We start from the raw sequence: 20,487 nt of genomic DNA, 5'->3' as shown, positions 1-20,487 counted from the left end.
GGCTTTTTTTATTTGTTTTGTAAACCTACGTTTAGCAAGGAATTAGACATACATAATAAGTGATTTTGAACATTACATAACTTGATTTGAATACTATATTAGCTCTTATTAACAACATTTATCTTAAAGGAAATTGCTTGCAAATATTTAATGGAAATATCATATGAAGTAAATAAAACAACGTTTTCTCATGTTGATTTTTTTTGTGAAAATGTTGAGGTACGCCTATGGTAATAAACATATGGGGAGAATATATAATAAATCAATGTTCAAATTACCATTCACACATTAAATTAATATTTCATTGCCATAGAGATTTCTTTTATACATAAATTCGTGTAAAATAAAACAAGAACATACATTCTACATGAGAGTGGGGGGCAATAAATATGTTAGCTCAAATAGAGAAACAAACTGATGGCTATATTATAAAATTTGAACGCCAATTTCCTTATATAATAGAGGAAGTTTGGTCTGTTTTAACTGAAAACAGCAAGCTTAAAAAGTGGATGTCTAACTTACAAATAGAAGACCTTAAGACAGGTGGAATTATAAAATTTGATATGATGGATGGTACATTTATAAATATTGATATCTTAGAATGTCAAATGAATTCAGTTTTAGAATTCACATGGAATAAAGATCGTGTCCGATTTGAAATACATAAAAAAGAAAATGGATCCCTATTATTACTTAAAGAATTCATTCATGAATTAACAGATCATACTCCGAAAGATATAGCAGGTTGGCATATTTGTTTAGATCTTTTTTCTTCAGTTTTAGAAGGGGAAGCAAAAGAATTTTCAAAAGATGATTGGGAATATTGGTTTGACAAATATAAGGTTAAGACCGATGAGTTGAAAGGATATTGATTATATAATTGATATTTATTGTGTAATTATTATCTTATAAAAACGTTTTTTAAAAACAATAAGAATAGAGGTTAATATGAAAGTAAATCAATTAATTGCGAACAATATAAATAAATTAGACACAGAAATACCGGTAAATCAATCATTTGGAATTGCTGGATTGTCTGGATCTGGTAAAACAACTTTTTGTCAAACAATTGGTGAAGAATCCAAGAAGCGCCTTGTTTCCTTATTACCAAAGGCTGAATATCAGTATTTATTTCCTAATATTATGGAAACTAATTTCAGTGCTATTAAGATGGAAGAAATGCCTTTAGTACTTTTTCTAGGGAAATCGTCTATTTCTTCTAATCCACGTTCAACGATTGGTACTCATACAGGTGTTTTTAAAGAGATACGTGAAAAGCTTGCTGAAAAATATAATCTTTCTCCTGAGGTCTTTTCATTCAATAACCAGTTAGGTTGGTGTCCTGGTTGTAAAGGACGCGGCACTACTAAAAATATTGAGTGTAAAAAATGCGAAGGAAGAAGATATAGTAAAGAAATTGAACAATATACAATTGAATTACTGTATAAACCACATACAATTTCAGATATTAATGATTTAAGTGTAGAATCTATTCTTTCGTTAGCCGCAGTTTTAAATATTAGTGAAGCGAAACAACATATTCTTCAAAACATTGTTAATATGAATATTGGTTATTTAACATTAAATCGGATTATGGGTACATTGTCAGGTGGAGAAATTACACGACTGTACTTGGCAGAATTTATGGCAGTAAGTGAAAATACTGTAATCATTATTGATGAAATTTCAGTAGGGCTTGATCATAAAACACTATTGAAAATTTTAGAAGAGATTAAACAATTAGGATGTAGGAATCAAATTTGGCTTATTGATCATTCAGACACAGTACTTGATACAACTGATGAGCAATTGTTCTTTGGGCCAGGTAGCGGGAAATATGGTGGAACAATTGTTGAAGAATCACCAAGGCCAGAGCCAATAATTTGGGAAGTAAATCATGAAATACCAACAGAATATTATGCATTCCATGATTTATATTGCCGTAACATCCAAATGATTGAATTTCAGATTCCTAAGAATAGACTTGTAACTGTTACAGGTGAATCTGGATGTGGTAAATCAACACTTGTTAATGAATGCATATCCAAAGATTTCCTGACACGATATCCAAAAGATAAACTAGTTATGGTAGGACAAGATCGAAATCAATCAATTACAAGTCGATCAACCGTTGCGACTTTTCTTGATATTAAAAAGAAACTTACTAAATATAGTGAAGATATAGATGATATTTTTGAACGCTCGATTGAGGATATCATTGATGAACTTCCTAATGAAGATATCGCTTATAAACGTTTGAGTCTATTAATCAAACTTGGACTTGGTTATTTGACATTAGAACGAAAAACACAAACATTATCAACTGGTGAATTTCAATGTCTTCATTTAGTTTCGGAGCTATTTGCAAAATCAAGAAACCCACATACACTATTTATTTTTGACGAGCCTTCAAAAGGTTTATCACAAAATATATTAAATCAATTTATCGATAGTGTCAGGGGGATTTTACAAGATGAATCAGTCTCTATCGTAATGATTGAACATAATAGTTACATGCTTGAAAGCTCTGATTATATCGTTGATTTTGGGAAAAGACAGCTTGAATCTGTAGAACATCTTGATGTTGTGAGTCATGATGAGTATTATCGTCAAAAAAATGATATGGATGAAGTTACTCCATTACAAATTTCTTCAACTCTGAATCAACAAAATGGAATTAACTACTTAGAAGAAAATCATATTGATTATTTTAAAAATGCAGAAAACATCTACAAGGGTGGAATATTAAAAAGCTTGTCATCAATGGCTCGTTTAATTTACGGTGAATACGAATCTGATACAATTGCACCGGTTGTTGCTATTGATCTCGAAAGACATTTGTATAGTCAATATAGTTTCTTATATGAAATTGGTGGATTGATCAATCATATTGTAGCTGCTCATCCGACTAATAAAGATACGAGAAGTTTCGATTTCTATTCTCAGGATAATCATTGCCCATCATGTTCAGGACGTCTTAAGATAGAAATCTTTGATAAGGAAATTGTAATTCAAGATAAAAATATTCCATTTTGGGATGGTCTATTCTATCCGGAAATCATGAAAGTATTAAAGTTTTATCAATATGAAAAAATAGAATTTCTATTTGAAGAAATTAAAAATGAGTTAGGTCACGATTTGACGAAGAGCTATAATGATATGTCTGAGGAAGAGAAACATACATTTTGGTACGGCTATTTTGATAAGTCCTTTTATGATAAGAAAGGAAAGACACGTAGAACATGGGTAGGATTTAATACAATTATTGGCGGGTATATTGTTATTTCAAAAGCAGCTATTAAAGAAGATATTAAGACTTCTAAAGAAATGATGACATGTCCAATTTGTGAGGGGACTGTATTAAACCACCATAAATCGCTTAAGTTTGGAGATAAAGATGTTCGTGAAATTATCAATCAGCCGCTTGAAGTAGTATTAAAAATAGTAGGTGATTTACCTGCACTCGTTAAATTAAAATCCATTTTAGGTGACGAGATGATTTTAACAGAAGACGTTTCGTTACTACCTAGAGAAACACAAGTTGCACTGAAAATGTTTGAATTAGAACAAGCAAGCTTTTCAAACTATGAAATGGTATTACAAAATGTATTACCATTCTGGGGCGAAATTAAAGGTAATGTCGAATCAATCAGCAATCATAATAAGGTGACTATTTGTGATTTCCAAAATATCAATGAAACAAGAGAAACTATCATAGATAAGTATTTCACAAATGGAAAATACAAAAAATTAACATATGTGTATGAAGCATTTGGTTACAAAAAATTAATTACCCAAATTAATAAAATTAAAAAAAGTAACCCATGTCCATTCTGTAACGGAAAGAAAGTAATAACAGAAGATAACCTGCATGACGGCGTGTTCAAATTAACAATTCCGTGTGTAACTTGTAATGCAAGTGGTATTAACGATGAAGGACGTAAAGAAATCGTCGATGACATAGACGTAGAAACATGGTTAACTGGAAAAGTTAGTGATGTTGTAGATGAAAGCTTACGAACTGAGGATGTTGCAGACATTCTAATATTTAATCGAATTCGTGAGTTGAATAAGCGAGAAATGATGGCAGTTTATGAATGTCTTGAGAAAAATAATTAAATTAAGAATAAAAAATAGTGGTCAGTAAGTGATTAAAAACTCATTTGCAATAATTTGCAAGTGAGTTTTTGTTTGGAGAAGAACTTGTTGGTTTTAAAATTTAAATTTAATTTGACGAAAGATTTAAAAAAAGTCACTTGTAATACTTAAAGAATTTATTTGTAAATTATAAGTTGAAAGATATAGCAGGTGGGCAAACATGATTAAATATGTTTTTACTAAGCTACATCGGTGAGATGGAGTGTTAACGCTTTAATAATAATAATTTATTATATAATTATTATTGTATAAAAATGTTTTTTCGGGATGATAAATAAAACTCTGGATATCTATATCTGATTAGATGAAAAGAATCTGAAGTTTTTCTGATTTTTAAAATTTAACAGAAATATATACTTGAATGAAGTATATACTTCTGTTAAATTTATCCTATGGACAGAACAAGTTTAATTAAAGGGAATTTAGAAATGTGTGTATTGTCTATTTTGTCTACAAAGAAAAGTTATGGTTATGAAATTATGAAAGAACTCGAAGTACATAATTTAAAATTGAAAGGAGTAGGAAGTATTTATCCCATTTTAACTAAACTGAAAAATCAAGAATGGGTTAATACATATCAAGAAGTAACAGACAGTGGCAAAGTTAGAATTTATTATGAAATTAATGACAGCGGAAAAATACGTCTTGAGAAGAAAATTAATGAATGGTTAGAATTGCAATCTGATATTCAAACATTATTAAAAAGCGGTTTGAAAGGAGACCTTCTGAAATGAGGAATAAATTAAACGGTAAGGAAAAGCAATTTTTAACTGACGTACTTAAAGAATTAAAGCAATACGATATAAGTATAGAAGAAAGGGAAAATATTAAACAACAAATTTTAGAGCATATCCAAGAATGTCGTGAACATGGTGAGGAAAGTATAAATGACCTAGGAACGCCTCAATTATTTGTTCAAGACTTTTTGGAGATAAATGAAATTGATCTGCGAGTGAAAATGAAACAACTTCAAAATGTAAATAAAAAATCTAATACATTAATCATAATTGGCATATTCTTCGCATTTATTACGTACCTCATTTCACAAACTACACTTTCAATATTTTTAACTGAATCCCTTAATCCGACCAACAGTGAAAGTAATTTTAATTTTAATCTTTTATATCGAATAGCAGAAAATCAATGGTGGAACTCTATATTAATAATGATTAGTTTAATGGTTTCTTTATTAATATCTATAATTTTAGTAATTTATAAAAAAAGAAAGTTATCCGAAGTACATTAAGATGAAGATATCGAAATATAAATTATTTCTAATTTGTATAGTTTGTAATGTATTAATGTTATGTATTGTACATTCAAAAGTTTACGCTCAGCAAAATATTAGAGTTACTTTAGATATTTATATTGAAAAATTTTTAAAGGAACATAAAATTCCAGGAGCTTCAGTAGCTATTGTACATAATAGAGATATATTTTACACAAAATTATGGGGGGTTACTGGAGAATCTGAAAAAAAGATAACTAGTAAAACACCATTTGCAATTGGATCAATAAGTAAATCTTTAACTGGTCTAGCTATAGTGAAGCTAATAGAAAATAAAAAAATAAATTTAGAGGATTCAGTTCAACAACATCTTCCTTGGTTTAAAGTAAAAGATAATCAATCGGCCTCAAATATAACAATCCAACATCTACTAACACATACAAGTGGAATGAGTACCTATGAAGGTTTAGCATTATCAGATAAGCAATCAAAGACCACTATGGCTATAAAAGAAAATGTAATGAAACTGTCGAATGTAGCAGTAACTGCTCCCCCAGGACAAAAATATCAATATAGTAATGCAAATTATCTCGTTCTTGGTGCACTTATTGAGGAAGTTTCAAAAGAGACATACTCTACTTATATGGAGAAGCAAATTTTTCAGCCATTAAGGATGAATGGAGCAGCGGCAAATAAAGATAGTGCATATGAAAAAGGATATTTAACAGGCTACCAATCTTGGTTCGGTATACCAAGAAAAAGTGTAGTGTCCTATGATAATGCTGGGGCACCGTATGGTTATATTACTGCAAATTTAGAAGATATGATTCAATATATTATGTTTTTGAATCGCCAAGAGCATACACAATTTTTAAATAAAGATAGTATGGATCTTTATTTATCTCCATTATATAAAATAGATTCAGCGAAATATTATGGTTTTGGACTGAGGAAAACAAATATAAATGGAAACGAAAAGATGGTTTGGCATTCAGGCTCAACTCCTGATTCACATGCAGAAATATTTATTTTAAATGAAACTGGCTGGGGTGTTGTGATTTTAACGAATAAAAATCATGTTTTAGAAGAAGCATCACTACCAGAATTTAAAAAAGGGATTATTAATATTTTGAATGGTGAAGAACCGGTTGAGATACCAAAAAATATACCAATAGTTCAAATTGTTATGTCGATATTAATATTCGCACTTTTCATTACAGCAATTATGTTAATAATAAAGTATAAACGTAAGAAAATTTGTAAAAAAATGACCTGGCTTTTTCTAGGGAGTTTATTTCTAATATTATCTATTACTTTAATTCCACTTCTTATTTATAGTACAAATTCACCGTGGCAGACGATTAAAATGTTTTCTGCAGATGTAGCGTTGCTCATTAGTATTATAGTTACTTTATTGAATGTAAATGGATTAATATCAATATATATTGCGTTGAAAAGTGAATTGGTAAATAAGTTGTAAGGGCTTTTAATTATATAAATATAATACATTAAATAATTGTTTAAACGGTTATAAATAGTTGACTCTCACACAATGGTCATTGTTTAAGATGTAATTTATAGGAGGAAATGATGTTTAAATAGGGGGGGTTCAAGACTATCTTCCATTAGTATACGTATGTTGAGACATTACGATAAAGTGGAATTATTACAACCAGTAAAAGTCGATGAGCAAAGTGGTTATCGATTTTGCTCAGCAGCCCAATTAAAGAAAGTAAATCAAATTCAAGTGTTAAAAGATATGGGATTTAATATTGCCACTATTAAAGAATTAGTAGATAGTGAAAATATTGAAGTAATAAAGTCACAATTTGAAAATCGTAGTGCTCAAATAAAGGAAGAGGATGAAAGTTTATCTATTATGTATGTTGCCTACTCAGAGATTCAAGCTAAACCCTCTTCTGAAATATTACTTTCATTAAAGGATATAGAGTTAATTTGCACCGGAGAAATAACATTAAATGATTTTATAAATCAAGGTGGAGTTACTATTTTTAAAGAAAAAATGAATAAAGAGTTAGTCTTACAACCTTTTCCACAGCTTATATTTTTAGCAGAGCTTTTAAAAGAAGATCCTACATTACTAGATCACTTTCTAAATTAATAATAATAGCCTCCTTAATATTAGTTAATCTAAGAAGGCATAAAATTTTTATAAATTAATGATATGTGTATCCTCCATCAGGAAACAATATATTGCCTGTAGTAAAGCTATTTTGCATTAAATACAGGACGGTATGTGCAATTTCATCATTATGTCCAGGTCTCTGTACAAGAGAAAGAGATTTATAATCTTTATAAGCAGCTAGTCTTTTCTCATTTTGTTCATTCTCTCTTCGTATCGTTCCAGGAGAAACAACATTAACTCTAATCGGTGCTAATTCAACAGCTAAAGCTTTTCCCAAACTTTCAATAGCCCCATTACAAGCGCCATAAGCAGGCGCACCTTTAAGTGGTCTTTGACTAAATGCACCGGACATTAACACAATGGATCCAGAGTTTGAAAGAAAAGGAATCGCATATTTTACTGCGTAATATTGTGGCCAAAACTTTCCGATAAAGCTGCTTTCAGCAATTTCATCTGTAGCAGTTATTGGCCCAAGTGTATAAGAGGCACCTGGTGTGAACAAATGATCAAAATTACCAACTTTCTTGAAAAAATCTTGTAACTGTTTCTTATTTTGATTATCCACTATATAAGTTTGAAGATTGTTGTTATTTATTAATTCTCGAGCAGCCTTTAACTTTTCTTCCGAGCGCCCTGCAATAATAACATGTGCCCCTTGTTCAATTGCTTGTTTCGCCGCAGCTAATCCAATACCCGAACTCCCGCCAATGATAACGATACGACTATCTTTTAATGTAGTAATAGACATATTTTAGCCCCTCCTTTAATAAAAACTTTAAAATAAAACTGCTATGCTTCTATTATTCATTAAAAGATAGCAAGTGAAAAGTACGCACTTTATATGTACATAGTCGCAAATTTCGTACTAATCGCTTATCATATGGATAAATAATATGAAAAATTACTCATTATGATTTGAGGAAGAGGTGAGAAAAATGGATTTACAAGAACCAAAATTAAAAGGGGTAATAGCAACATTACAAATAATCGGTGGTAAATGGAAACCACTCATTTTATTTATATTATTAACAGATGGAACAAAACGGTTTGGTGAATTAAGGCAATTAATACCAGACATATCCCAAGGAACATTAGCGAAGCAGCTTCGTGAATTAGAACAAGATCAACTAATAAAACGTGAAATTTATCAAGAAATACCACCTAAAGTTGAATATAGCTTATCTGAACATGGCAAAACAGTCAGTACTGTTTTAGATAGTATGTGTGGTTGGGGAAGAGCACATTTAGAATATATCGATAAAAACAAACTATAATATTATTATGTAAACTAAATGTGATGTGTAGAAACATGTTGTTTTAATAATTTATTTTTTATAATATATAATTAAATAATATTAAAGGCTTTTATACATATAATCTTCCATATGAGTTGGGATAGATGGAATGGCGTATCGTTCAAAGTAACTAGTTGTTCGGGGCTGAAAAAATGCGTACCAGATATAAAAGAAGATTTACGAAAATATCAACTTTGAGTCTATTTCGAGGATCATCATAAACATTTAATACATTTTTGCAAAGGGGAAAGAAAAAATGAACGAATTAGAGTATAAAAACTTTTATGATAAAGTGGGAAGTACAAACGGCTGGGATTTTAGTAAGCTGAAATGTGAGACTGTAGGAGACACTTGGGACTTTTATAGCGAAGTGAAAGAAAGATGTAAACCATCACATATTCTACTTGATGTTGGTACAGGTGGGGGAGAGAATGTACTTAAAATAGCATCTTCAGCTGCATCACTGATTGGAATAGATAATTCTAATGGAATGATCAAAAAAGCACATTCTAATTTGAATAAAGCAGGTGTACAAAACGTTGAATTTCTTCAAATGGATTCTGAAGCTTTAACGTTTCCGCATGCTCATTTTGATATTGCTTCAAGTTGTCATGCGCCGTTTGTAGCATCTGAATTGGCAAAGGTAATAAAAAAAGGTGCTTTTTTCTTAACACAACAAGTTAGTGAACATGATAAATTAAATTTAAAAGAAGCATTTGGAAGAGGGCAATGTTTAGATGAAAGAGATGGTACGTTAAAAGATAAGTATATGGGTGAACTTATTAGTGCAGGATTTGAACTCGTACAAGTACGTGAATATGATGTTACTGATTATTACAGTACGCCTGAAGATCTCATATTCTTATTAAAACATACTCCTATTATTCCTAGATTTGGAGAAGTGGAAGAGGATTTTAATATTTTACAAAAGTTCATTGATACTAATAGCTCTGAAAAAGGTATTCGTACGAATTCGAAAAGGTTTATGATTATTGCTGTTAAATCATAGTGTATTTTAACGTAAAAGCTGATTTTCTTTTAAAGAAAATCAGCTTTTTTTGTGGAAAAGAATGCAGGGAAAATTTGAAAATCATAGAAATAGGTAAAGTATTAATCAAAAAATCGAAATATGGGGGATAATTGTTTTGAAACGTTACTATATTAACAACGAAAAAATAAACGTACATTTGTTGCATTGGGATAAACCAGAAGTTGTTATAGAGGAAATAAAAAGTAATTGGAGCTAACATATTCATACTAAAGTTGTAGTTTTTATATAAAAAAATCCATCCTTCGGTTTGATTTTATCTATTTATAAGTGTAATACAATAAGAATAGATAATAAGAAACAAGGGGGAATGTAAAGTGATTACACATATATCAGATATAAAACTACAAACGGTTTCTATAGAAGGGGTAAAACAAGTTTATAAAGACATATTATCTTTTCCGATAAAAACAGAAACCGCATCATTTATTCAATTTGAAGTAACACCGTATACAACAATTAGTTTTCAAGAAGTATATGAACCAATTGCACCTGCGCATTTCGCCTTTGAGATTCCATATTCAAAATTTCATGAAACAGTAAGATGGCTTGAAGGTTCTGGATTACTCATTGTGAAATGGAAAGATGGAAATACAATTGGTGAGGAGAACGGTCTATTCAATTTATACTTTAAAGACGGTGATGGAAATCTTCTCGAAATTATCGCACATAGTTATATTAAAGAGGAGGTATTAGTCCCGCATTCACCGTTAAACATTTTATACGTAAGGGAAATTGGTCTTCCGGTTAAAAGTGTACCTGTATTTACGGAATGGTTGAAATCAAATCTGGACATGAAAACGAAGGAAGATGGGGATATTTTTAACTTTGTTATAGGTGGCACTGCATATATCGTTGCAACTTGGTGGCAGCGACCGTGGATTCCAATCGCGATGAAAGCTTTAACACCGAAAGTACATGTTTCATTTGGAACAACAGATCAAGCATTTTTACAAAAAATCCAAAATAACTTTAAGAAAAATGGTGTTCCATTTGAAAGTAAACATACTGAAGTATTGTTTATTCAACAAGGGTATTCATTTTCTGTTTTGCATACACCGGAGTTTCATTCCGATATTCCTAGAAAATTAAACTTACCACTTTCTATATAGTTATAGGGAGGGGAAAGTTTTTTTCATTTTCATGAAGAAGGGTTTCAGTATAATTACACTGAATTTATAGAGGACTATAAGGCGTTATTCTAATTTACTGTAAGGAGAGAAATGAATTGAATCTAGGAAATCCGATAGCCAAAGGAAATACGGCTGAAATTTATCTTTGTGATAATAAAGTTGTGAAATTGTTTAAAGAATACCTCCCTAATATAGAATCTCTATACGAAGCACAAAAACAAAAGTATACATATTCATGTGGTTTACACGTTCCTAAAGTATTTGAAGTTACAGAGATACAAGGTAGACAAGCTATTATTATGGAATATGTAGAAGGAGAAAGTGTTGGTGAGCTTTTGCTTAATAATTTAAGTAAAGCGGAGCATTACATAAGTATATGTGTTAGTGAACAACAAAAAATTCATGCTATATGTGTGAATACAGATGAAATGGAATCAATGAGAGAAAGGTTAAAGCGTCAAATAAAATCTGTACATAAACTGGATGAAAACCAAAAGAGGAATATATTGAAAAAATTAGATTTGATTGTATTTGAGCCTAGACTCTGCCATGGAGATTTTCATCCATTTAATCTCATTTTGAGTAATAATAATGTGAAAATTATAGATTGGGTAGATGCTAGTTCAGGTGATATTCGGGCAGATGTGTTTCGAACATACTTATTATACTCACAATCTTCAATAGAATTAGCTGAAATGTATTTACATATATACTGTAAAAATACAGGTTTATCAAGAGAAGAAATTTTTCAGTGGGCTCCTATTATTATTGCAGCTAGATTTTCTGAAAAAGTATCTCCGCAAAACGAAGACTATTTAAACAGATTATTGAATCAGTATTTGTAAGTGAAAAACAAATGTCGTCTAGTAAGTAATCAACTGATAAATGATGTTGTTCAAATAAAGTTTCCTTGGAGTTGAACAACATCCGTTTTACATATTGATATAGGTATACTTATTTTCGATCTTTATTCTATAAAGATTCATTATCCGTACTTGTTCCTCAGTTAATTCTTCTTTATCCCAATACATATGCATTAAACTATATTCAAAAATCTCCTTTAATTTAATAAACAACGGAAACTTGTCTATCATCTCTTTAGGTAGTTCATTTTCCTCTTGATACCCATCAAGTATTGCTTTTGTAATAGAATTCACATAGTCAACAATATTGCCATTTCCAGCAAAAGAATATTCTATCGCACTATAAATAGGAACTGCTAAATCGAATATGTAAAAATGTTTTTCGCAGTCTTGAAAATCAATCATTGTTAAGTTTGAATTAATTTCAACTAAAATGTTTTCTAACCATAAATCTCCATGAATTAAGCCGTAGTTGGTAGGGTTTTTTGATAGATTTTTTATGGAAGTTAAAATATCAGATGCAATTTCTCTAATAATAGTCTCTTCTTTAGGGATATAGTTAAGAAAATTATACTCTTCATTTTCATACCAGTCGTTTATATGTTTTACTGGTTTAATACTTTCAAAGTTTTTAGATATACAATGTAATTTGCCAATTTGTTGACCAAGCTTTTTAAATACATTAGAATTCCATTCGCTTCTTGGTAAATGTATACCAGGAGCAGCTTTATATAATACAGTAAAAAGCTCTTTGTCTAATGTTATTTTCTCTACTAAATTCTCCTTTAAAGAAGGTATTATGGGAGGGACTCCTAAGCCCTTTTGATATAAAAAGTTCGTATATGTAACTTCTTCTAACTGTTCTTCATATGTTTTATAATTTGTAATTCTAACGAAGTAAGTGCCTTGTGCTGCGAGACATTGATACATTTCATTTGTTACTGGTGTAATTTCAACAAACTCCAATGGATATAGTTTATTAATTAGTTTGAGTATCTCTTTTTCTACATTCTTCATTTTAAATTCCTTTCCAAACATGAATTTTTCACTCACAAGCTTACTAGTTTCTTAACTTACAAAATTCGTGTTTTATTTTATAGAACCCTCTATAAAAAGTATATCTCACACAGATTAAGGTTTAATTTTATCCCGCTATTTGCGGGCAGTAAGACTCCCACCTCAAAATGCGGCTGGAGCAAAGCAGTTAGGTGGGAGATCAACTGCCCGTAAACGCCCGATTGGTTTAACTAATAATTAGTGGAGGATGAACAAGACCTCACTGATTAAAGTTTCACTTTATTGGAAAGTTAAGTAAATGTATGACAAAATAGGATAGCTAAAAAAATATGAAATGAATAATTATCTATGGTATTTAAAGGTTCTGGGGCGTTAATGATTATAAATCACAAGAAATATCAAAAGAAAGAAACGGATACCTTTTATAATGTTTAGTAAGGAGTGAGGTAAATGAATGAACATATACAGCGAATGATTGATTGGATTGAGGCCCATTTAAAAAAGGAATTTTCATTAGATGAATTATCTCGTTATATGGGGTATTCTCCTTACTATTGTTCTTTTAAGTTTCATCAAGTAACAGGTATAAGTATTAGGCGTTATATTCTTCTTAGAAGGCTGTATTTATCTACTGAGGATTTAAAGAAACATAGAAAAATAATTGATGTTGTTTTTGACTACGAATATTCTTCGCAAGAAGCATATAGTCGAGCTTTCAAGAATGTTTTTGGAATTAGCCCAAGAGAATTTCAACTTAACAAAATGCCTATTCAATCATTTGTTAAACTCAATATAAATTAAATATAGAAGGAGAGTTTAAAATAAATATTTCTAGAAAAATACAGGTTGATCAGTTACGAAATGCGAAGAGTGAGCTGTTTGATAAAGATGTACTAAACATATTAAATGGTCAATTTATGTATGAAGAATTTAAAAGTGAAAAACTAATGGGGGAATCTGATTACGCTCCATTTAATGAAGCTATGTGTGTAAATACGACTACTGCACAGATTTTTGATGATGAGTTTATTAAAACAAGGGCAGAAGGACACCAAGGTACTGTAGAAAATTATACGAAAAAGGTTATTCATCCTTTAGGGGATCTTTTTAAGAAAGAGTATAAATGTACTGTTTTATGGTTCGGTGAAGATATGTTTTGCCAAATGAATCTACTTACAGTACTTTCTTACCTTGAACAGTCTGGTTATAAGGGGAAAGTATACTTAAATAGCTTCAGAGAGGATGAATTTAAAGTAAGTCAAATTGAACTTGAATTAGGGAACTATTTTTCTGTTTACAATGAAGTTCTAGTAAATCATAAAAAGCCATCTCATGAGGTACTACCTGTAATGTATCAGGCGATAGATTTATATTTAGAAATGCTAAAAGAAAAAAATGTAGTAGTAAAGTATATCTCCAAAAATAAAGATTTACCAACACAAGAGTTATTAAAAAGGTTGTTTAATCTTTTTCCAACAATAGGATATGGGGACCTACAATATATAGAGCTTATTAATAAAGCGAGATAAAGATTCAATTTGATGTGAATAAAAAAACAATAAAAAATGCACCTATAAGGACAGATGCATTTTTTTATTTATATTTGTTTAAGTAATTCCACTTCCTTTTCTACAAATGCCATTAATTCTTTTATTGTCTCACTAGAAAAATCAAAACGAATTCCAGCTGCCTCATATACTTCTGTTAAGGATTTAGAGCTACCTAGAGATAATGCTTTTTTATAATTTTGTAGTGCTTGTTTAGGATTCTCTTTATATTGTTTATACATTTGCAATGCACCAAGTTGCGCGATTGCATATTCGATATAATAGAATGGTATTTCGAAAATGTGTAGTATAGGTAACCAGCCAGTTGCTATCCAGTTTTCATAACCCTCAATATTTACCACATTCGATTGATAAGTGTTATGTAATTCTAAATATTTTTCATTTCTTTCTTTAGCAGTATGATTAGGATTTTCATACATCCAATGTTGGAATTGATCAACGATAAGCATTTGTGGTAAATACTTAACAATATCTTTAAAGAAATCTAATTTTGCTTTTATAAATTCTTCTGTATTCTCATAAAATGTATCCCAATACTCCATCGAAAACAATTCCATTGTCATGCTGGCTAGCTCAGCTGATTCTGAAGGGATTTCTAAATATTTTTGTAGCTCTAGCTGCTTCATACATTCATTATGAATACTATGGCCCATTTCATGGAGGAAAGTAGTAACATCATAATGTGTATGATTGAGATTCATAAAAATAAAAGATAATTGAGAAGCTGGTAAGTGTTCGCAAAATCCTCCAGGTGCTTTTCCTTTACGACTTTCTAAATCTAAGCAATCATTTTTATGCATACGGCTTAATAATGCAGAAAATTCTGGGTCTAGTTTTTGTAAAATATGAGAACTTTTTTCGATTAAATCACTCTCGTCTTCAATAGGTTTTAATACTTTTTGATTTGGTGCGGCTGCTTTTAGATCCCACGGGCGAAGTATATCTACTTGAAGTTCAGCTTTTTTCTCATTAAATATATTATCAATAAGTGGCACAACGTATTTACGAACGGATTCTGCAAGTTCATAGCAATCATCAGCGGTATAATCAAAACGTTCATATTTTTTAAACATATAATCACGATAATTATGTAATTGAATGTTTTTTGCCTTTTGATGACGGATTGTGATTAACTCATTTAAAATGGTTTGTAGTTCCTTTTCAACAAATAAGTACCGTTCAGAGATAAGTGTTTTTGCTTTTTTTCGTATATCACGATTCGGATCTTGTAAGTAAGATTGTAGTTCAGTAATTGTTTTTTCTTCGCCATTCCATGGCGCAGTCAAACTGCCTGTAATTTCGAAGTACTCGGTTACTAATTTATCTTCTTTTACTTCTAAATCAATGTTCTTTTCACAAAATAATGTTTGCGCATTTTTTATTTTTTTATCTAGTAAGCTATAAGTTTTTGGATCAAGTTGCATTCGAAATGGTGACTCTAAATATGTATTATCAAAGGAATTTTGATAACGTTTCAAAAGAGGCCTTACATATTGTTGATCATATTCAAACGTATCTTTTATTTCTTTGTTATCTGTATTACATTGAAAAGCAATATAGTGTGATCTTAATTGTTCTTCGATTTCAGATATTAATTTTGACTGAGCTTTTAGCCAGTTTTCTAAATCTTCTCCAGAAGAAATAGACGTACTTAATAAAGTAGACAGTTCTTTTTCAAGCTCATGTAAATTACGAATATCAATCGTATTAGAGTTCTGCATTATTTACCCCTCACTTTTTATTTACTCAAGGAGATATTCTTCTTTTTCGCTATGATTCCTTTTTTGCCTAGAAAATTTGTGCCTATTACTCCAAGAACAATCATAAGTGTACCGACAATATGATAGTAGGCGATTTGCTCGTGTAAGAATACAACGCCTGCGATAATGGTAATAAGTGTAGATAAGTTGCTAAAAACACTTATTTTAGCTGCTTCAACATAAGATAATGAATAGTTTAATAATAAGGCTGTTAGTAAGGATGATAGTAATCCTAAATATAAAATGGATATAAGAAATGTTCCGTTTGTAAATGGCTTAAAGTATACAGTTATTGTGCCTTTGTTTATATGGCTGGCGATTGCGATGAAATTAAAACTAATAAAACCGATTGCTGTCATTGTGTATGTTAAATCCATTAGCTTGAATTTCTTTGTCATTTTTCGAGCTAATACATTGTAGCAAGCAGATGATAATGCCGATAATAAAATGAGAATAACGCCGATGAAGTTCGTTTCATGAGTCCCTATACCATTCATGATAAATATATATATGACACCGACGACAGAAATAAATACAGATGTTTTTTGCCATGTATTCGTATACTCTTTTAAAAAATAGGAAGCGAGTATCATTGTAAATATAGGAATAGCAGCCTGTATAATTCCAGCTTCAGAAGAACTTGTATATACTAAGCCAAATGCTTGGAAAGCAAAGAATAATGCTGGATAAAATATTGCGAGTGGTAAAAGGGCAAGTATGTTTTTGAATGATATATTTAACTTTACAAAACCGAAAATAACCGGAATGCTTGCAGCTATGAAAGCAATTGTAAAACGATGAGCCAGAGTATCAAGAGGGGTTGTAATGGTTAGTGCTAGTTTCACAAACATAAATGAAAATCCAATAATAAATGAATAGAGTAATGCTGATATATATGCTTTTGTTGTATTTTTCATAATTCCACCTCATAGTAGTTGATTTCTTACTGGCCAGTATACGTATATAGTAATCTTTCTGATCTAGTGCTACAATGTGAACAAATACAAACTGTGCCGGTACAAATTAAATATTGGGGTGGTAATGATGTATAAGTATTTACATGTTTTAAACGATATAGAAAGTATGATTCAAAATGGAGAGATAAAAGAAGGAAAGAAATTACCGTCTATACGGTCACTCGTCACGCAATATGAATGTAATAAGGCCACAGTGATACGAGCGTTGCATGAATTAGAAAAGCGCCATATTATTTATTCTGTACCTCAAAGTGGATACTACGTTGTTAAGAAATCTGGGAGTTATATAGAAAATAACGAGATGATTGATTTTGCTTCCTCAGCACCAGATCCAGATGTTTTTCCATACTTAGATTTTCAACATTGTATTAATAAGGCAATTGATACATATAAAAATGATTTGTTTGTATACGGAACACCGAAGGGTTTACCATCATTAATTCCAGTCATTCAAAAACAACTGGCAAACTATCAAGTCTTTACAAAAGAAGAAAATATCTTTATCACATCAGGTGTGCAGCAAGCACTTGCTATATTAACTTCTATATCATTTCCGAATGAACATAATATGATTCTAATTGAACAGCCAAGTTACCATTTATATATTGAATATGTAGAAACAAATAACATTCCTATAATCGGAATTAAGCGTACGCATGAAGGGATAGATTTAAATGAACTAGAGAGGATATTCAGCACAGAAAAAATCAAATTCTTTTATACAACTCCAAGATTTCATCATCCACTGGGAACGTCGTATTCTAAAAAAGAGAGAGAAAAAATTATTCAACTAGCGAAGAAATATAATGTATTTATAGTGGAAGATGATTATTTAGCAGATTTAGAAACTGATTCAAAAGTTGATCCTTTTTACAGTCAAGATAATTGTAACCATGTTATATATTTAAAAAGTTATTCGAAGATCATCTTTCCTGGTTTGCGAGTCGGTGTTGCAGTCATCCCACAATCTATTGCAGATGCCTTTTATAAGTATAAAAAGATTTTAGATATCGATAGTCCTATGATTTCGCAAGCTGCTTTAGAAATTTACATAAAGAGCGGAATGTTTGATCGACATAAACATAAAATAAAAGCATCTTACTACAATAGGTCAAAAAAACTAGCGGAAGTAGTAGAAGGTGTTCAAAATGAAAATCCCCATTTGTTTACTTATAGAACAGTAGATCCAATTGGGATACACACATGTTTACAGTTGAAAAGAAATATAGTCACGGATACATTTATTAAAAATTTAAGCAAGAGTCAAATAAGCATAGATTCTATTGATAAAAATTATTTAAATAACTTTCAGAAAGAGAGATTGTTAAAGTTAAATGTATCTAATGTAAAAGAAGACAAGATTGAAGAAGGGATTGGCAAAGTAATTGAGGAAATAAAACGAATGAACCGTGTGGATTTTCAGTTTAAAAAAGAATAATGCTTATGAGGGGGGGCTTGCTTTGAATAGAATAGCCTTGTTTGTATGTACCGCTCTGGTTGAGTCACAATAATAAGGTAGTTTTCTTGAATATGAATAAGAGAATGGGTTATTTATATGTGAATTAAAGGTAATTCAGAGGAGGTTATTTCATTTAGTTTGAGGAAGTATTACTCAAACTAAATGGAGGAGATCGATTATGAGCGATACACAAACATTACGAGGACTAACTACAGTTAGTTTTTGGACAAATGATCTAGCTGCTGCAAAGAAGTGGTACACTGAGCTATTAGGAAGTGAACCATACTTTGAACGTCCAGGATATGCCGAATTTCGCATTGGAGACTACCAACATGAGCTTGGTTTAATCGATAGTCGTTATGCGCCAGTTGATACAGTGACCGGTCCAGCTGGTGCTATAGTGTACTGGCACGTTGATGATGTAACAGCAACTTTTAATAAGCTGTTGTCTATGGGAGCGAAAGAATATGAGGCACCTACAGAGCGCGGCGTGGGATTCACTACCGCTTCCGTAGTTGATCCTTTCGGAAACATATTAGGCATTATGTACAATCAGCACTATTTAGATGTGCTGATTTCGAACGAAAAAGCGTGAACCTCGCTGTTGCACGATGAGGCATAGGGCGCAATACTAATCAAATTTAATTCATATTATTTAACCCCTTTCTTAAAATCAGAACGGGGTTATGCTTGTTTTAGGTTCTTAAACGTAAAGTAACTCCAAGATATATAATGAAAAATACTCCAAAGTAAGATTTTAAATAACAGTTTACCTTCAGTTTTTATAATACAATCTAATAAATATTAATATATATAGTAGATATTCACTTTATAAAATAAGGGGGATATTATGACTGAAACAAATGAATCGTTAGCAGGGAATCTAGAAAAAAATGTGAAGTTTTCTATTATAATTCCTGCACACAATGAAGAAAAGTACATTAGAAAATGTTTGGATTCAATTGCAAAGGCATCAAAGGCATATAAAGATCAAACTGAAGTCATAGTTGTTTTAAATCGCTGCACAGATAACACAGAAGAAATAGCAAAGTCTTATAACTGTATTACATTAAAAAATAGCGATAAAAACTTATCCAAAATCCGAAATGCAGGGGCCAAAATAGCTAGTGGAGAAATAATCATTACTATAGATGCTGATACCCAAATGACAGAGTTTATGTTATCTAATGTAGACAAATATTTAGCTTCAGGTAAATACATTGGTGGTGGGGTAACTGGGAAGTTTGAAAGAATATCTTTAGGAATATTCGTTTCCGCAATGTTAATAATAATTCCCTTACTTTTTAAGTATGGAGCTATATCTGTAGGGATTTTTTGGTGCTATAGAAAAGACTTTATAGCAATCAACGGATTTAATGAAAACATGCTTATGGCCGAAGATGCAGATTTCGCTAAACGATTAAAAAAATGGGGAAAGCAAAATAATAAGAAATTCGGTACAATTAAAAATGGAATGATAACTTCATGCAGAAGATTTGATAAATATGGAGACTGGGCTTTACTTAAAAATCCAAAAGTAATCTTAGCTTATCTAAAAGGAAAGGATAAAAAATACGCAGATAAAACATATTATGATAACCAAGAAAGGTAACTGTGAAGATTCCTAAACAAATCACCCTCAAATGAACTGGTGAATCAAGATAAATAAAATTCAACAAAACAAAAAGAATCTTATTTAGGATTCTTTTTGTTTTGTTGAATTTAAACTTTTACATAAAAGGCTAGTCGAGTTTCAATTTAATAGTGGAGTTTCTGGTAAATTTACTTTAAAATGTATTACTCTAGATGGGGAAAGTATTATTAAGAATTATGAT

The 20,487-nt window shown here is 30.7% G+C and carries 16 protein-coding genes and 3 pseudogenes; 15 read left to right on the top strand and 4 right to left on the bottom strand.

The window, feature by feature from the left end; all coding sequences use genetic code 11:
• The first annotated feature begins 389 nt into the window (after positions 1 to 389).
• From QCI75_RS14340 to QCI75_RS14310, 7 genes and pseudogenes are all read left to right on the top strand, one after another.
• The gene (locus QCI75_RS14340) at positions 390 to 872 is read left to right on the top strand and encodes an SRPBCC family protein (RefSeq protein WP_353760732.1); all 483 of its coding nucleotides are present in this window, start codon (positions 390 to 392) and stop codon (positions 870 to 872) included.
• Between the two features lie 76 nt (positions 873 to 948).
• A complete protein-coding gene (locus QCI75_RS14335; protein ID WP_353760731.1) occupies positions 949 to 4,119 on the top strand; it encodes an ATP-binding cassette domain-containing protein in 3,171 nt (1,056 codons plus the stop codon).
• A 431-nt stretch (positions 4,120 to 4,550) separates the two neighbouring features.
• On the top strand, positions 4,551 to 4,892 hold the full coding sequence (locus QCI75_RS14330; RefSeq protein WP_144506840.1) for a PadR family transcriptional regulator: 342 nt from the start codon (positions 4,551 to 4,553) through the stop codon (positions 4,890 to 4,892).
• Positions 4,889 to 5,404, top strand: a complete 516-nt coding sequence (locus QCI75_RS14325; RefSeq protein ID WP_353760730.1) for a hypothetical protein — start codon at positions 4,889 to 4,891, stop codon at positions 5,402 to 5,404. The genes QCI75_RS14330 and QCI75_RS14325 overlap by 4 nt, the downstream gene beginning before the upstream one ends.
• 1 nt (position 5,405) lies before the next feature.
• Complete coding sequence (locus tag QCI75_RS14320; protein WP_353760729.1) at positions 5,406 to 6,866, top strand: serine hydrolase domain-containing protein; 1,461 nt, start codon at positions 5,406 to 5,408, stop codon at positions 6,864 to 6,866.
• 129 nt (positions 6,867 to 6,995) lie between these two features.
• Positions 6,996 to 7,259: pseudogene (locus QCI75_RS14315) on the top strand (MerR family transcriptional regulator); the annotation flags it as partial.
• A pseudogene (locus tag QCI75_RS14310) lies at positions 7,236 to 7,508 on the top strand (NUDIX hydrolase); the annotation flags it as partial. The pseudogenes QCI75_RS14315 and QCI75_RS14310, both read left to right, overlap by 24 nt.
• 55 nt (positions 7,509 to 7,563) lie before the next feature.
• On the opposite strand, the gene QCI75_RS14305 reads toward QCI75_RS14310, so the two are convergent.
• Positions 7,564 to 8,280 carry an SDR family oxidoreductase gene (locus tag QCI75_RS14305; RefSeq protein ID WP_144506844.1) on the bottom strand — a complete coding sequence of 239 codons (717 nt, stop codon included), beginning with the start codon at positions 8,278 to 8,280 and terminating at the stop codon, positions 7,564 to 7,566.
• Between the two features lie 187 nt (positions 8,281 to 8,467).
• Here QCI75_RS14305 and QCI75_RS14300 point away from each other — a divergent pair, with 187 nt between their 5' ends.
• The 4 genes from QCI75_RS14300 to QCI75_RS14285 all read left to right on the top strand — a co-directional run bounded on the left by QCI75_RS14300 (position 8,468) and on the right by QCI75_RS14285 (position 11,853).
• Complete coding sequence (locus QCI75_RS14300) at positions 8,468 to 8,806, top strand: winged helix-turn-helix transcriptional regulator (RefSeq protein WP_144506845.1); 339 nt, start codon at positions 8,468 to 8,470, stop codon at positions 8,804 to 8,806.
• Positions 8,807 to 9,083: 277 nt separating this feature from the next.
• Positions 9,084 to 9,836, top strand: coding sequence for a class I SAM-dependent methyltransferase (locus tag QCI75_RS14295; RefSeq protein WP_144506846.1), 753 nt, complete (start codon positions 9,084 to 9,086; stop codon positions 9,834 to 9,836).
• Positions 9,837 to 10,192: 356 nt separating this feature from the next.
• Positions 10,193 to 10,987, top strand: a complete 795-nt coding sequence (locus tag QCI75_RS14290; protein WP_144506847.1) for a VOC family protein — start codon at positions 10,193 to 10,195, stop codon at positions 10,985 to 10,987.
• A 116-nt stretch (positions 10,988 to 11,103) separates the two neighbouring features.
• Entirely contained in the window at positions 11,104 to 11,853 is a 750-nt protein-coding gene (locus QCI75_RS14285) for an aminoglycoside phosphotransferase family protein (protein WP_353760728.1), read from the top strand.
• An 87-nt stretch (positions 11,854 to 11,940) separates the two neighbouring features.
• Here the strand turns inward: QCI75_RS14285 and QCI75_RS14280 are convergent, their stop codons facing one another.
• A complete protein-coding gene (locus QCI75_RS14280) occupies positions 11,941 to 12,888 on the bottom strand; it encodes a phosphotransferase enzyme family protein (RefSeq protein WP_353760727.1) in 948 nt (315 codons plus the stop codon).
• Positions 12,889 to 13,338: 450 nt separating this feature from the next.
• On the opposite strand from QCI75_RS14280, the pseudogene QCI75_RS14275 reads away from it, so the two are divergent.
• Positions 13,339 to 14,417: pseudogene (locus QCI75_RS14275) on the top strand (helix-turn-helix domain-containing protein).
• Positions 14,418 to 14,485: 68 nt separating this feature from the next.
• Here the strand turns inward: QCI75_RS14275 and QCI75_RS14270 are convergent.
• Together QCI75_RS14270 and QCI75_RS14265 are read right to left on the bottom strand one after the other, a co-directional pair.
• Positions 14,486 to 16,177 (bottom strand): M3 family oligoendopeptidase, encoded by a 1,692-nt coding sequence (locus tag QCI75_RS14270; RefSeq protein ID WP_144506850.1) that lies wholly within the window; start codon positions 16,175 to 16,177, stop codon positions 14,486 to 14,488.
• Positions 16,178 to 16,194: 17 nt separating this feature from the next.
• Positions 16,195 to 17,133 (bottom strand): DMT family transporter, encoded by a 939-nt coding sequence (locus tag QCI75_RS14265; RefSeq protein ID WP_353760725.1) that lies wholly within the window; start codon positions 17,131 to 17,133, stop codon positions 16,195 to 16,197.
• A gap of 127 nt (positions 17,134 to 17,260) precedes the next feature.
• Here QCI75_RS14265 and QCI75_RS14260 point away from each other — a divergent pair, with 127 nt between their 5' ends.
• From QCI75_RS14260 to QCI75_RS14250, 3 genes are all read left to right on the top strand, one after another.
• Positions 17,261 to 18,631 (top strand): aminotransferase-like domain-containing protein, encoded by a 1,371-nt coding sequence (locus QCI75_RS14260; RefSeq protein WP_144508792.1) that lies wholly within the window; start codon positions 17,261 to 17,263, stop codon positions 18,629 to 18,631.
• A gap of 199 nt (positions 18,632 to 18,830) precedes the next feature.
• Positions 18,831 to 19,247: a VOC family protein gene (locus QCI75_RS14255; RefSeq protein ID WP_144508793.1), complete on the top strand. Its 417-nt coding sequence runs from the start codon at positions 18,831 to 18,833 to the stop codon at positions 19,245 to 19,247.
• Positions 19,248 to 19,502: 255 nt separating this feature from the next.
• Positions 19,503 to 20,264, top strand: coding sequence for a glycosyltransferase (locus tag QCI75_RS14250; RefSeq protein ID WP_353760724.1), 762 nt, complete (start codon positions 19,503 to 19,505; stop codon positions 20,262 to 20,264).
• Positions 20,265 to 20,487: the final 223 nt, after the last annotated feature.

This window comes from Bacillus cereus group sp. RP43 (genome assembly GCF_040459645.1).
GTDB lineage: Bacteria > Bacillota > Bacilli > Bacillales > Bacillaceae_G > Bacillus_A > Bacillus_A mycoides_C.
Note: the sequence above shows the minus strand (reverse complement) of the source record. Positions and strands in the feature narration are given on the sequence as shown.

Excerpts from the sequence above, each read along its gene's own strand:
- QCI75_RS14340 (WP_353760732.1), top strand. The coding sequence starts at position 390 with ATGTTAGCTCAAATAGAGAAACAAACTGATGGCTATATTATAAAATTT.
- QCI75_RS14335 (WP_353760731.1), top strand. The coding sequence starts at position 949 with ATGAAAGTAAATCAATTAATTGCGAACAATATAAATAAATTAGACACA.
- QCI75_RS14330 (WP_144506840.1), top strand. The coding sequence starts at position 4,551 with ATGGACAGAACAAGTTTAATTAAAGGGAATTTAGAAATGTGTGTATTG.
- QCI75_RS14325 (WP_353760730.1), top strand. The coding sequence starts at position 4,889 with ATGAGGAATAAATTAAACGGTAAGGAAAAGCAATTTTTAACTGACGTA.
- QCI75_RS14320 (WP_353760729.1), top strand. The coding sequence starts at position 5,406 with ATGAAGATATCGAAATATAAATTATTTCTAATTTGTATAGTTTGTAAT.
- QCI75_RS14305 (WP_144506844.1), bottom strand. The coding sequence starts at position 8,280 with ATGTCTATTACTACATTAAAAGATAGTCGTATCGTTATCATTGGCGGG.
- QCI75_RS14300 (WP_144506845.1), top strand. The coding sequence starts at position 8,468 with ATGGATTTACAAGAACCAAAATTAAAAGGGGTAATAGCAACATTACAA.
- QCI75_RS14295 (WP_144506846.1), top strand. The coding sequence starts at position 9,084 with ATGAACGAATTAGAGTATAAAAACTTTTATGATAAAGTGGGAAGTACA.
- QCI75_RS14280 (WP_353760727.1), bottom strand. The coding sequence starts at position 12,888 with ATGAAGAATGTAGAAAAAGAGATACTCAAACTAATTAATAAACTATAT.
- QCI75_RS14270 (WP_144506850.1), bottom strand. The coding sequence starts at position 16,177 with ATGCAGAACTCTAATACGATTGATATTCGTAATTTACATGAGCTTGAA.
- QCI75_RS14265 (WP_353760725.1), bottom strand. The coding sequence starts at position 17,133 with ATGAAAAATACAACAAAAGCATATATATCAGCATTACTCTATTCATTT.
- QCI75_RS14260 (WP_144508792.1), top strand. The coding sequence starts at position 17,261 with ATGTATAAGTATTTACATGTTTTAAACGATATAGAAAGTATGATTCAA.
- QCI75_RS14255 (WP_144508793.1), top strand. The coding sequence starts at position 18,831 with ATGAGCGATACACAAACATTACGAGGACTAACTACAGTTAGTTTTTGG.
- QCI75_RS14250 (WP_353760724.1), top strand. The coding sequence starts at position 19,503 with ATGACTGAAACAAATGAATCGTTAGCAGGGAATCTAGAAAAAAATGTG.